The following is an 11,608-nucleotide window of genomic DNA, read 5'->3' as shown; positions in this document are numbered from 1 at the left end:
CTTATGTCCATACCGGAGCCGTTCAGATGAGTTTGATGTTAAATTCGGTTTTCGCCCGTCGTCTCTACCTTTGCTGGTTGCTGGACACTGAGCAAAAACCGAACGTACCGAAACTGATGGAAATCACCGGCTGGCCGCGCCGCACTTTGCAGGACGTTCTGAAAGCGTTGCCGGGCATGGGCGTTGAGCTGGAGTTTGTGCAACAAGGTGTACGCAACAATGACGGGTATTATCAGCTTTCAGGCTGGGGGCCACTGGATGCAAAGTGGATTGAACGCCATCGTGAACAATTGCTTAATGCAATTGAGCACGGCTGAATCTGGCGGGCGCGGTGTAATATCGCTATGATGTCTGGCTTCTCTCACCCCCTCTGAGCGGAGGCACGCTTTATGTCATCTGATGACAATTCATCCAGAATCGAAAACGTCCGGAACCAGTTACTGTCTGATAACTGGTATGTTCTTCGCAAATATACCTATGATTTAATCAAGCGTAATGGCGAACGCCAGCCGCAATCCCGCGAAGTGTATGACCGGGGTAATGGCGCGACGATTCTGCTCTATAATCGTCCTAAGAAAACCGTCCTGCTGATCAGACAGTTCCGTATGCCGACCTACGTCAATGGCAACCCGACCGGTATGCTGCTGGAAACCTGCGCCGGTTTGCTCGACAACGACTCGCCGGAAGATTGCATCCGTAAAGAAGCCATCGAAGAAACCGGTTTTGCGGTGGGCAAGGTAGATAAACTTTTTGAAGCCTATATGTCGCCGGGCAGCGTGACAGAAATCGTACATTTTTTTGCGGCGGAATATGATGAGTCGCAGCGTCAGAACGCCGGTGGTGGTGTGGAAGACGAGGACATTGATGTGCTGGAGGTGCCATTTACCGAGGCACTGGCGATGATCAAAGACGGGCGCATCAAAGATGGTAAAACCATCATGTTGCTGCAATATGCGCAGATTCAGGGCTGGCTGGCGTAAAGAAGACCGGCGAAATGCATTAACGCCAAAGGCACCCGCAGGTGCCTTTGTTGTTTCAGTGCTCCATGTTTATCACGGTACTGCCTGCGTGACCTTTCATGGCAGACCACGGTAAAACTGACCATTCAGGGCCTTCGCACGAACGCATAACGCGGGCAAAGGTCGGATCAAAATACAGCCCTTTTGGCGTGAAATACCAGGCCGGGAACTGCCAGACCGACGGGTCTGAGTAATCGCAATCGTCTTCGCTTTCTTCTGTCGGTTTTTTCATTTGTTGCGGATAGGCCACTGCCAGCTGTTTTACCAGCCACGGTGCCCATTTTTTATCGCGGTACTGGGCGAAGGTATCGAAATCCACATCGTTCTTACCGGTGAGGGCGCGATCTTCAGCATTCAGATAGTGGAATGGTGCACCATCGCCCACCCAGACCACATCTTCCAGCGTCAGTGTTTCTGCAGTTTTTGCGTTCAGGTTGATCGGTGCCTCGCCAAAATCAGGATGCGCGCCACCGCAATCATAAGAAGTAAACACGCTGATACTGACGACCTGGTCGCTCATGTATTCAGGCGTCACTGTCTGCTGATATTCACCCTGACCAAAACGACTGGCACCCAGCATACAGGCATGCCAGCCGCTGACTTCCTGCCATAAACGGGCGCGTAGCTTCTGGTTAATGGCCGGTAAACTGGCTTCCGGATAGCCGGAGACAATCTCAAAGAAGCTGATTTTCGACTGTGGCTCAGTCCACCATTGCAGCTGATAACCCATAAAGTGTTCATTTTTACCGGCTTTCAGTTGCAGCGCGGATAAACGCAAATACTCATACGGATCGGTGTGGAACAAAGAACTGAGATAGCCGTCGTCAGTGGCTGCTGCCGGTAATTGCGCAGGCTGAAGCTTAACCGGCAGATTTTTGCCCTGCGGGTTAGTCCAGTTGCCTTGCCAGCCACCGTTTTCATCTTTGGTCAGCGTCAGTTCAGGACGCGGCGTATCGTCGAAATCATCCAGGCCTTCCTGTAATTTTAGTTCCTGACCATCCAGCACCCCGTTCAGCGGCAGATCCAGCCGGTATTTTTGATAGAAATACCGGCCGGTGACTTCGTCAGGTTTATTTAAATCGAGTTCGACAACAATACTGGTGCTACCCAGTGTGCCGGCGTACACCACCGGCGGCTCTTCAGCCAGCGCAGGCAGTGATAACAGCGTTATCATCAAAACCAATAACTTCATCCGTATCTCCCAGAGAAATGATCTTCATCCTTTCGCCATTATTGTTTGTTTTTGGCTCAGCCAGTGTACTGAAAGTTTCCCTGCGTCACCATTACGGCTTCTTGCCTGTCATGAAAAATTATTGTCTGCCGCACACCCTGCTGGCAGAGTATCTCTTTCTAAATCCGAATAAAAAATGCTGAATTGGTGGCAGAGTCTTGCCGGGGGTTACGCTATTATCAGAAAGATAATTTCGAACAGAGCTGAAACTCATAATGTGTAAATGGATAACCGCCCCTTTATGCCTGCTGGCCACAATACTGGCTTTTAGTGTGCAGGCTGAGCCGTTGCAGGCTATTTATAACGACTGGCAGGTCAGCTGTGACAACCTGAATCACTGTGTCGCGCGCAATTCGCAGGACGGGCAGGAGCTGGTCATGAAAATCACCCGCGAAGCCGGACCGGAAGGAAAATCCTCCGTCAGTATTGATTATCAGCGTAACAGTGATGAGCAGACGGCGGATGTGCCGGTTGCTAACCATTTGCAGATGAACGGCAAAACGCTGAGTTTTAATCACCGCGAATGGGATGTCAGTACAAAACATCTTTCCACCACTAACCGTCTGGTGGTGAATGATTTTATCGCCACTGTTCGCGAAGGCAGTAGCATTCAGCTGGCAGTAAAAGCCGACCCGGCTCAGCCTGTCAGGCCGGTAATCTCCCTCAAAGGCATAAAAGCCGCGCTGCTGGCGATTGATGCGCAACAAGGCCGTGTCGGCACCAAAACCGCCTGGGTTAGCCGGGGTGCAAAACCTGCCAGCAGTGTGCCGCCGATCCCGGCCACGCCGGTCATTGCGCGTTTCAGCGAACCGCATGCGTTATCTGAAACCGAGATTTCAGCCATTACACAAAATGCCGCGACCACCATTGAAAATAACGATTGCAGTCTCGACCCTTCCGAACGTGAAGTGCATATTTTCGCTTTGAGCAACGATAAGGCCCTGATGACCGTCAACTGCGATATGGGGGCATACAACCTGTATGCGCTGGGTTTCCTGGTTTCGCGACAGGCGCCTTATAAAATGGAAAATCTGACGCTGAATATGCCGTTTAAACTGGGTGAGGATGATGAGTCGCCGGAGCTTATCAACGCTGATTTCGACCCGAAAACCGGTATGCTCTCGACCTACGATAAAGGACGAGGCATCGGTGATTGTGGCGTCTCTTCGCGCTGGGTGTTTGATGGCAAACAGTTCCGGTTGGCGGCTTTTGCCTCTGAGCCCAGCTGCGATGGTTATAGCCGTGGTGGAGAATGGCCGGTATTGTGGGTGACGCAGCCGTAACGGATGCCCGGGCTTGTGCTCAGCCTGTCAATGAAAAATGCCCTGTGAGCTTTCGCTTCCAGGGCATTTTCTTTTACGTTGCAACGTCGCAGGAAAGATTATTCGGATGCTTTCACAACGACTTTATTGCTGGCGAACTCAACATTCATATCAGCAACGATTTTGCAGCGTTTACGGGTTTCGACTTTACCGTTGACCTTAACCTGGCCTTCGGCAATCACTGCTTTCGCCGTACCGCCGCTGTCACACCAGCCCATAAATTTGAGCAGATCGCACAGTTCAACGTGCGGGTGTTTTTCGAGAAAGAAAGTTTCCATGTATTCCTGACTTTTTGTGTAATGCAAATGGTTTAAGGCTTACTGGCACTGATATCGTGATATTCCTCGCATGCCTGCAAGGTATTTTGAATCAACGTCGCGACCGTCATCGGGCCTACGCCGCCCGGCACCGGTGTGATAAAGGAAGCACGCTCAGCGGCGGCATCATATTCCACATCGCCGACAACTTTACCACTTTCCAGACGGTTAATACCGACATCAATGACAATCGCGCCTGGTTTAATCCATTCGCCTGGAATAAAGCCCGGTTTACCCACAGCGACAATCACCAGATCGGCATTCTCAACATGGTGGCGCAAATTCCGGGTGAAACGGTGCGTGACGGTCGTGGTGCAACCGGCCAGCAGTAATTCCATGCTCATCGGACGGCCCACAATATTGGAAGCACCGATAACAACAGCGTTCAGCCCGAAGGTATCAATACCGTAACGCTCCAGCAGCGTCACAATGCCGCGCGGTGTACATGGGCGCAGCGTCGGTGCACGCTGACACAAACGACCGACATTATACGGATGGAAGCCATCGACATCTTTATCCGGGTGGATACGCTCCAGCACTTTAATGTTATCGATACCGGCAGGCAGGGGAAGCTGAACCAAAATGCCGTCGATGGCACTGTCGTTATTGAGTTTTTCGATCAGTTCCAGCAACTCACCTTCGGTGGTGGTGGCAGGGAGATCATAAGAACGGGAGATAAACCCGACTTCTTCACAAGAACGACGTTTGCTGGCGACATAAATCTGTGATGCCGGGTTTTCACCGACCAGCACGACAGCCAGACCTGGGGCGCGTTTTCCTTCAGCCAGTCGTTGTTGAACACGCGCCGCAACTTCGCTTCTGACTTGCTGCGCAATCGTTTTACCATCAATAATCTTTGCTGCCATCAGGGAGTAAATCCATCAATTAATTAATGCAGGGGGATAAGTCTATTTTGTCAGAAGCGGCGGACGCTGTCAGGCGTTGAATGCGAATAAGTTGTTATTCACGGCTGAAAATTTAACCTGAGACAGGGGCGGAAAAAGTGTCTATTTTAGAGCTGGCTCTTTTTAAATCATAAGGAAAGGAACAAATGACACGCAAAGTGGGGATCATCGGTGCCGGTCATGTGGGTGCTGACGTTGCATTCTCGTTGGTCACGCAGGGTTTGTGTGACGTAATAGTTTTGCTCGACGAAAACGAACCTAAAGCAGCCAGTCAGGCGCTGGAGTTGCGCGACATGGCGTCGCTGACGACCTCACGCGTACAGGTTATTGCCAATGATTATAGCGAGCTGCATGACGCCGATGTCCTGGTGATTGCCGTTGGACCGAAAACATTGCTGCGTGAAGACCGCCTGGAAGAACTCGCTGAGACCCGCGCTGCCGTGCGCGAAGTGATCCCCCGCGTGATTGCCAGCGGCTTTGGCGGTGTGATCGTCAACATCACCAACCCGTGTGATGTTATTACGCAGATTATTCAGCAGACCAGCGGATTCCCTGACGCACAGGTCTTCGGCACCGGCACCTCGCTTGATACCGCGCGCATGAAACGTGTCGTGGGCGAATTTTTTGGCTTTGATCCGAAAAGTGTCACCGGTTATGTGATGGGCGAACACGGAGAATCACAGTTTGTGGCCTGGAGTACCGTCACCCTCGGCGGACGCCCGGTGGCTGAACTGGCAGGCGACCGTGACGTCGACTGGGTAAAAATGAACGATGCTGTACGGGGCGGAGGTTGGGAAATCCTGCAGGGGAAGGGGTGGACAAGTTTTGGCATTGCTACAGCCACTGCCAGACTGGTGAATGCCATTTTGTCTGACGCCCATAGCGTGTATCCGGTTTCTGCCCTGGATGAAAAACTGGGCGTTTATATTGGTCAGCCAGCCGTCATTGGCAAAAAGGGCATTGTACAAACACTGCTGCCGGAACTGACCGCTTACGAAAGCGTGGCTTATCATGCTTCCGCCCGTGTGATAGCTGCCGCGCTGAAATCCGACAAATAGCCGATACCGTGTACATAACCTTGCAAGACAGCCGGGAATATCTGCAAATTGCTCAGGCATTAAGCAGTGAGTTCGAAAGCCATTGACTCATCCCGGTCTGCCCGTATAATCCGAACCCGCAACGCTCCCGAAAGGGACAAGCAATGCGCCCTTAGCTCAGTTGGATAGAGCAACGGCCTTCTAAGCCGTAGGTCACAGGTTCGAATCCTGTAGGGCGTACCATTTCGAAGTAAACAGACGTCAACCGACGTCTTTTTTTATGCCTGAAATTCAGTGGGTTGGCTGTTTTTGGTGCGTCGAAACTCTCTCTGAGTCTACCTACATCTACCTGCATCAAGTAGTATCTGTTGGTATATGTGATGGTATATCCCCGTTCAATGAAATCTTGTACCAACAGCCAGCAACGGAGGGCCTCAAATGGCCTTAACCGATGTAAAGGTAAGAAGTGCAAAGCCTACCGACAAGCCTTATAAGCTTACCGATGGCGAAGGAATGCATTTAATGGTTCATCCTAATGGATCTAAATACTGGCGCTTACAGTACCGTTTTGACGGTAAGCAAAAGATGCTGGCGTTGGGTATCTATCCTGAGATTTCTTTATCTGAAGCCAGGCAGCGGAGAGATGAAGCTAAGCGGCAAGTTGTTAACGCTATCGATCCCAGCGAACAGAAAAAGGTTGAGAAACAAGCTCGCAAAGCGACAGTGGAAAATACTTTCAAAGCGATCGCTCTGGAATGGCATGAGTACAAACGCCCTAACTGGTCGAAGGGTTACGCTGAAGACATTATGGAAGCGTTTGAAAATGATATCTTCCCGGATATCGGTAAGCGCCCGATTGCACCCTCTGTCGCAGTGAAGACAAGACTGCAGGCGAGGGGGGAGATTTTTGCCTGCTGAACCTGTTCTGCACTGCCGGTCACCAGCCGGTAGTTGCTGATGCCGGATACTGTCGTACCGATGGCCAGAACCAGCATCGCGGCGGCGCTACTCCACTGCGCCACTGTTCGCGCCGTTACGCCGACCGGATGACCGGCGCGGCGATGAATACCCGCAGACAACTCCCGCCAGACCGGAGAATCCGCGCGTGTTCCGCCTGAGTGTATTGCGCCTCATGACTGACCCAAATCAGCGCATCGGCAGGGGCATGAGGACGCAGACGGCGCAACGCCTGAAGATCTGCCGTATTGCCGCCCGCCGCCAGCGACCCGCCCCATAACAGCAGGGTATTGCCGACCGTCATCCAGCCGGATTCTGTCAGCCCCGGCGCGACCGCTTCAATATCGGTCACTTCACCCATCACCAGCAGCCAGGGGAGTTTGCGCTTCCAGCGCAGGCCGTAGCGATGCCTGAGTGCAGATCTCAACCGGCCAACATCAATGGACGGCTGAACAGGCCGCTCCGATTCTGTACCCTTCGATGCGAATTTGGGGCGCACAGGGACCCGCCAGCTGGCCGACGTGGTGACGAGGGTAAATGACAGGGCAATAAGCGCGACAATCAGCGTGATGATCAGAACGGTCATTAAAATGCCGGAGTGCTTTGAGGACGAAGAAAACACGCTGAATTGCCGGAACACACTGATAATCGCGACTGCAACGGCCAGCAGCAGGAACAATATTCCCAGACGTGTAATGATTTTCTTCACAATCAGCTTCCTTGCTGCGCAGAACGGATAAAGTGCGGTTCAAGCAGGCGATTCAATATGATCCGCAGGCCCACGGCGCTGCCAATCATCGTGACGACCAGCGTCAGGATCAGCGTGATTGTGCCCCGGAAAGAAAACAGCCAGTCCGGGAAGGCATGGCCGAGGGACCAGAACAACACCAGATTGAACAGCAGTGAAGCGACCAGGCATCCGGCAGGGTAGACATCGCGGGGTAACTGGCTGTGATAGTCAGCCTGAACCGGCGCTTGAGTCCCGACAACCACCGCCCAGGCTGACTCTTCTGCGGCGGCCAATACCCACTGGCTGCCCTGACCGCGCTTAATCATATCAGCGGCGGCGCCGATCATCAGCCAGCCTGAAAGTGACCCATACCCTCCGCAGCCTTTGTCGAAATCCAGCTGCCCGCCCATAGGGGCTTCCTGGCGCAGCGGTAATTTCAGGTCATGGACAACGGCATTGAGCTTTTGACGCAGGGTGTCGGTCAGCCCGGAGAACCACAGCAGGCGAAGAGACTCTGCCGGCTGCTGCGTCATGTCTCGCAGTTCCAGCAAATCCTCGGGCAGTTTTTTCAGATTTAGCGGCATGGTTCTGAAGAGCTGCGGGGCATTTTGCACGGCATCGGGTCTAAGCAAGTTGGCGGGGGAGAGCAGCAGGCCGGTCGCGATTTCGCTGAGAGGCTTTTCCTCCACACCGTCGTAGTACTGCATCGCAATAACGAGAGAGGGAGTGCGTGCGTCTAAGCAGGTTCCCACAGTTTCCAGAGACGCCTGCGGGCCGACAGGGTTTACCTGTAACGAGTAACCGGGATAAAGCGTTTGCCAGAGCTCTTCGAGGTAGAGAATGTGTGTTTCAGTCACCTCCGTCTGCGTCTGCACAAAGAGTCTGAACGTTACCTGTTTTGGCAGATTCAGCGCTTTAATGGCGTCTTCAAACGACGCCAGGATATGGCGGCAGATGATTTCAAAGCGATAAATCCCCGGCGGCACGTCATCGTCAGGAAACAGCAACACCGCAGGCTCCTCGTTATCGCCTTCTGGACGGGAGAGGCCCGCGACCTGCGGGTATAAATCCAGACGGGTGGTGAAGTTCACGCTATCAACAATATGCAGATGCTGATGTGTCCAGTTTTGCCATGCTGCATTGGTGTTTGCCTGCCAGTGTGTCCAGCTGTAATACATCAGCGCACCGGTTTCCCATGTCAGGAGATAAAGCGACAGAGACGACAATATCCCCACCAGCGTGAAGCCGGTCAGCGGCAGATAATGACCTGAAGACAACGGATACAACCCGGTTGATGGCGTATCGAGCACTACCCAGACTAAAGCCAGTGCAAAAGCCAGCAGAAAAATAAACACGCAGACCCACGGCGACCATGACATGGGTTTTTGCGGTAACGTTGCCTTGGGAACTGACCAGCCCATTATTCGAACCCTGCATCAGGGAAGCTGGCATAGACTACCGACCCACATTCAGTTTTGCACAGATGTACCACAATCCCTTTTCCCTGCTCCTCATAATCTGGCTCGCATTCGATAATGCGGTTAGGACCATGTTCCTCGCAGCTCACCATGTCATGTAGCAACGCCGCATTTTTGCCCTCAATCTCAAACGTCGATGAAGCAGAAACCACAGCGCCGCCGTGGGAAGTTTTATCCCCAAGAACCACGACATTTTTCATGCGAGTTCTCCCTGCGGTTTCTGTGCCCGGACTAATGCGATATTGTCAGCCTCGGCCTTTTTCACTGCGGCGTCATAGCGCTGCCGGGCATCAGCATCTACGTCTTTACGGATAATGGGCGGCAGCGGAGGTGGCGTGAAAGTGCCTGTTTGGTAGTAATCATCTGAGCCAATATGTGTCCAGTCAGCCATATCGCGCAGCATCTGCATCTGCGTTTCGTTCTGACCGATATTGCAGAAACCAATTGGCAAGTCGTAGGCCATCACCTGCTGAAGGAATAACGGGTTTTGAGGTAAATCACTGTGGTCCGCAGGCCGGGAAATATACTGGCTTATGCGCGATCGCATCTGTTCAACGCTTTCCCTGTCAACATTACGTTTATCGTAGGGAGAGCCTGAGCCTGGCGAAACAGGGAAGGTTTTGCGCTCATTGAAGCCATACAGCTTGATGTAGTATTTGTAGGTATTGTCGTTGGGCTTCCCTGTTTCCGGGGCATTGGTGCTCCAGCTATAACCATAGCTGTCATAATTTTTATCAGCCAGATAGATTGAATGTGCTGCTTTATCGGCGGGTAAGTCTTCAATATGTTTGCGGTCTTTATCGAAATCAGCCAGCTGCTCCGCAGTTATTGGCAGAGGGACCTGTTCGGCATTGATAAACAGCTTTTGGTTTGGGTCCGGATCAGGCCATGCCTGGCGACTAAACACAGAATCATTGCTGTCCCAGAATTTTTTACCGCCATTTGGTTTCCAGTCCCTGCTCATATCCGGCAACGTACCGAACGGCGTTTGCGGATTCGGTGCTTCGCCACAGGCCATATTACGGGCGAGCATGCGCACAAAAAGTGAGTTTTCCGGCACCATCGCAAAAACAGGGTGCGGCTGGGTATAGTTGCTGGCTTTCGTATTGGGAAGCCCTTGCCAGCCAATACTCAATAAGGGTGACGACCCCATTACCCGGTCATGCGGGCTGCAATATATATACGTGCGGCCGTGATTATCCCGCTCAGGAACATCCGGATTGGAGGTTTTCCCATCCGGTTGCCAGTTCTCGCACGCACCATCAACACCACAGACGAGTTTCTTCGGGTTGGCGTTCTTAAGCCGGTCCTTATTTTCAGCCACTTTGCCGACAATATCAGCAAAGGTGACGCGTCTCGCGGCTTCAGAAATACATTCCGCTAATGGATAGGAGAGATAGTCCATCCCTTTGCTTTCCAGACAGAGCGGAGAATTCATCACAAAGAGCGCATCGGGCGCGGCACCCTCCATTGCCGCTGCGGCAGTAGCAATCATAGTGCCCTGGCTATGAGATATAACCGTTACGGTATCCGTCGGGCTGAGTTCGCGGATCTTTCTCACCAAATTAGCCAGTCGTTCAGCAGCATGCGAGTAATATTCACGCGGCGGTGCGTTTGCCAAAAGACGGTCTGTTTCTTCATTGATAAACTGCGTACTGAAGGGGATAGGGATTTTTTTGACCCATTTGCTGAAACCGTACTTGCTCCACAATGAATACAGGGAAGTACAACCGTTTTGAAAAGGGCCACCGCCCCAGAAAAATGGATATTTATTGTTTTTTATCTGTTCATCATTGAGATCATTATAGCTAATCCCTTTTTCTGTTCTGAGCGGAATGGCGAAATCTTTTTCGGTACCTGGTTTTGCGCAGTATCCCCAGTAAAACCGAATAATTGGAGAACGTTCACTTTTAGTAATCTTTGCCGGAAAGATGCCGCCTTCATTATATGCATTGGGTTTTAGGGCAAAATTTGTGCCTTTCAGGCCAAGACGCTGATTAAGCCCTTCACAAAGGTTTTCTTCCGCTGGTGTGTACCATTCACCTTCCGAGTTTACGCCGTGAACAAAGATAACCAAGCCCGGGAGTTGGATATCTTTTCTTATCTCCCCCCGAACACAAACATTTTGCGGACTCATAGTACTTCTGGCTTGTTGAATACCATTAGGTGTCGTTTCACTGTTCAGTAAGCGAGTAGGTTGATCGTGTTGATAGGCTTCAGACATAAATCATCCTTGATTTTCAGATTGGCGGGGAAGTAAATCGAGATTACAACTAAAGTGAGTTGTAATCTGAGAAGATAACTCCAAGCTAGGAATTACATCCTCGGGTGTTTTATTTCTTATGTCATAATATATTATGCTTATTTTACTACCAAGTTCAGAAAGTTGTTCGGCCGTATAAGAATATTTTGTTGATAACAATCTACCACTTATTCCTAAAGGGTTTTCCTTATCTAATACATCTTGAGGGATACCTATCGTCAGCATTTTTTTGTAAAAAATATCGTTTATTAAAACCTCTCGTGGCTGTATGAATGCACCTGTACTATTGACCATATATTTATCAGCGGTATAACCTTCATTTTTGATATAGATAGCGTCATCAGTCAAA

The 11,608-nt window shown here is 51.4% G+C and carries 11 protein-coding genes, 1 tRNA gene and 2 pseudogenes; 6 read left to right on the top strand and 8 right to left on the bottom strand.

The window, feature by feature from the left end:
* The first annotated feature begins 26 nt into the window (after window positions 1-26).
* Together J1781_RS06230 and nudK are read left to right on the top strand one after the other, a co-directional pair.
* Complete coding sequence (locus tag J1781_RS06230; protein WP_129955581.1) at window positions 27-317, top strand: winged helix-turn-helix domain-containing protein; 291 nt, start codon at window positions 27-29, stop codon at window positions 315-317.
* A gap of 72 nt (window positions 318-389) precedes the next feature.
* Complete coding sequence (gene nudK, locus J1781_RS06225) at window positions 390-980, top strand: GDP-mannose pyrophosphatase NudK (protein ID WP_129955580.1); 591 nt, start codon at window positions 390-392, stop codon at window positions 978-980.
* 55 nt (window positions 981-1,035) lie between these two features.
* On the opposite strand, the gene J1781_RS06220 is transcribed toward nudK, so the two are convergent.
* The gene (locus tag J1781_RS06220; protein ID WP_217233340.1) at window positions 1,036-2,211 is read right to left on the bottom strand and encodes a hypothetical protein; all 1,176 of its coding nucleotides are present in this window, start codon (window positions 2,209-2,211) and stop codon (window positions 1,036-1,038) included.
* 254 nt (window positions 2,212-2,465) lie between these two features.
* Between J1781_RS06220 and J1781_RS06215 the strand changes: the two genes are divergently transcribed.
* The gene (locus J1781_RS06215; RefSeq protein WP_129955578.1) at window positions 2,466-3,533 is read left to right on the top strand and encodes a DUF1176 domain-containing protein; all 1,068 of its coding nucleotides are present in this window, start codon (window positions 2,466-2,468) and stop codon (window positions 3,531-3,533) included.
* Between the two features lie 98 nt (window positions 3,534-3,631).
* Here J1781_RS06215 and ybcJ read toward each other — a convergent pair whose 3' ends face one another.
* Both ybcJ and folD read right to left on the bottom strand, forming a co-directional pair.
* On the bottom strand, window positions 3,632-3,850 hold the full coding sequence (gene ybcJ / locus J1781_RS06210; protein ID WP_013576535.1) for a ribosome-associated protein YbcJ: 219 nt from the start codon (window positions 3,848-3,850) through the stop codon (window positions 3,632-3,634).
* Between the two features lie 32 nt (window positions 3,851-3,882).
* Window positions 3,883-4,755: a bifunctional methylenetetrahydrofolate dehydrogenase/methenyltetrahydrofolate cyclohydrolase FolD gene (folD, locus tag J1781_RS06205; RefSeq protein ID WP_129955576.1), complete on the bottom strand. Its 873-nt coding sequence runs from the start codon at window positions 4,753-4,755 to the stop codon at window positions 3,883-3,885.
* 185 nt (window positions 4,756-4,940) lie between these two features.
* Between folD and J1781_RS06200 the strand changes: the two genes are divergently transcribed.
* The 3 genes and pseudogenes from J1781_RS06200 to J1781_RS06190 form a co-directional block, all read left to right on the top strand.
* Window positions 4,941-5,852: an L-lactate dehydrogenase gene (locus J1781_RS06200; RefSeq protein ID WP_129955575.1), complete on the top strand. Its 912-nt coding sequence runs from the start codon at window positions 4,941-4,943 to the stop codon at window positions 5,850-5,852.
* 145 nt (window positions 5,853-5,997) lie between these two features.
* A tRNA-Arg gene (locus J1781_RS06195) sits at window positions 5,998-6,074 on the top strand.
* A 195-nt stretch (window positions 6,075-6,269) separates the two neighbouring features.
* Window positions 6,270-6,692 (top strand): annotated as a pseudogene (locus J1781_RS06190) (tyrosine-type recombinase/integrase); the annotation flags it as partial.
* A gap of 172 nt (window positions 6,693-6,864) precedes the next feature.
* Here J1781_RS06190 and J1781_RS06185 read toward each other — a convergent pair.
* The 5 genes and pseudogenes from J1781_RS06185 to J1781_RS06165 all read right to left on the bottom strand — a co-directional run.
* Complete coding sequence (locus J1781_RS06185) at window positions 6,865-7,497, bottom strand: hypothetical protein (protein ID WP_217233339.1); 633 nt, start codon at window positions 7,495-7,497, stop codon at window positions 6,865-6,867.
* A 2-nt stretch (window positions 7,498-7,499) separates the two neighbouring features.
* Window positions 7,500-8,939 carry a KPHS_23130 family T6SS system protein gene (locus J1781_RS06180; RefSeq protein WP_217233338.1) on the bottom strand — a complete coding sequence of 480 codons (1,440 nt, stop codon included), beginning with the start codon at window positions 8,937-8,939 and terminating at the stop codon, window positions 7,500-7,502.
* Window positions 8,939-9,196, bottom strand: a complete 258-nt coding sequence (locus J1781_RS06175; protein ID WP_129992345.1) for a PAAR domain-containing protein — start codon at window positions 9,194-9,196, stop codon at window positions 8,939-8,941. The genes J1781_RS06180 and J1781_RS06175 overlap by 1 nt, the downstream gene beginning before the upstream one ends.
* Window positions 9,193-11,220: a Tle3 family T6SS lipase effector gene (locus J1781_RS06170; RefSeq protein WP_217233337.1), complete on the bottom strand. Its 2,028-nt coding sequence runs from the start codon at window positions 11,218-11,220 to the stop codon at window positions 9,193-9,195. The genes J1781_RS06175 and J1781_RS06170 overlap by 4 nt, the downstream gene beginning before the upstream one ends.
* Before the next feature lie 3 nt (window positions 11,221-11,223).
* Window positions 11,224-11,608 (bottom strand): annotated as a pseudogene (locus J1781_RS06165) (T6SS immunity protein Tli3 family protein); the annotation flags it as partial.

The sequence above is a fragment of the Rahnella perminowiae genome (assembly GCF_019049695.1).
Lineage (GTDB): Bacteria > Pseudomonadota > Gammaproteobacteria > Enterobacterales > Enterobacteriaceae > Rahnella > Rahnella perminowiae.
Note: the sequence above shows the minus strand (reverse complement) of the source record. Positions and strands in the feature narration are given on the sequence as shown.

What these genes read in the sequence shown, in the direction of transcription:
- J1781_RS06230 (WP_129955581.1), top strand. Translation starts at nt 27, where the DNA reads ATGAGTTTGATGTTAAATTCGGTTTTCGCCCGTCGTCTCTACCTTTGC.
- nudK (WP_129955580.1), top strand. Translation starts at nt 390, where the DNA reads ATGTCATCTGATGACAATTCATCCAGAATCGAAAACGTCCGGAACCAG.
- J1781_RS06220 (WP_217233340.1), bottom strand. Translation starts at nt 2,211, where the DNA reads ATGAAGTTATTGGTTTTGATGATAACGCTGTTATCACTGCCTGCGCTG.
- J1781_RS06215 (WP_129955578.1), top strand. Translation starts at nt 2,466, where the DNA reads ATGTGTAAATGGATAACCGCCCCTTTATGCCTGCTGGCCACAATACTG.
- ybcJ (WP_013576535.1), bottom strand. Translation starts at nt 3,850, where the DNA reads ATGGAAACTTTCTTTCTCGAAAAACACCCGCACGTTGAACTGTGCGAT.
- folD (WP_129955576.1), bottom strand. Translation starts at nt 4,755, where the DNA reads ATGGCAGCAAAGATTATTGATGGTAAAACGATTGCGCAGCAAGTCAGA.
- J1781_RS06200 (WP_129955575.1), top strand. Translation starts at nt 4,941, where the DNA reads ATGACACGCAAAGTGGGGATCATCGGTGCCGGTCATGTGGGTGCTGAC.
- J1781_RS06180 (WP_217233338.1), bottom strand. Translation starts at nt 8,939, where the DNA reads ATGGGCTGGTCAGTTCCCAAGGCAACGTTACCGCAAAAACCCATGTCA.
- J1781_RS06175 (WP_129992345.1), bottom strand. Translation starts at nt 9,196, where the DNA reads ATGAAAAATGTCGTGGTTCTTGGGGATAAAACTTCCCACGGCGGCGCT.
- J1781_RS06170 (WP_217233337.1), bottom strand. Translation starts at nt 11,220, where the DNA reads ATGTCTGAAGCCTATCAACACGATCAACCTACTCGCTTACTGAACAGT.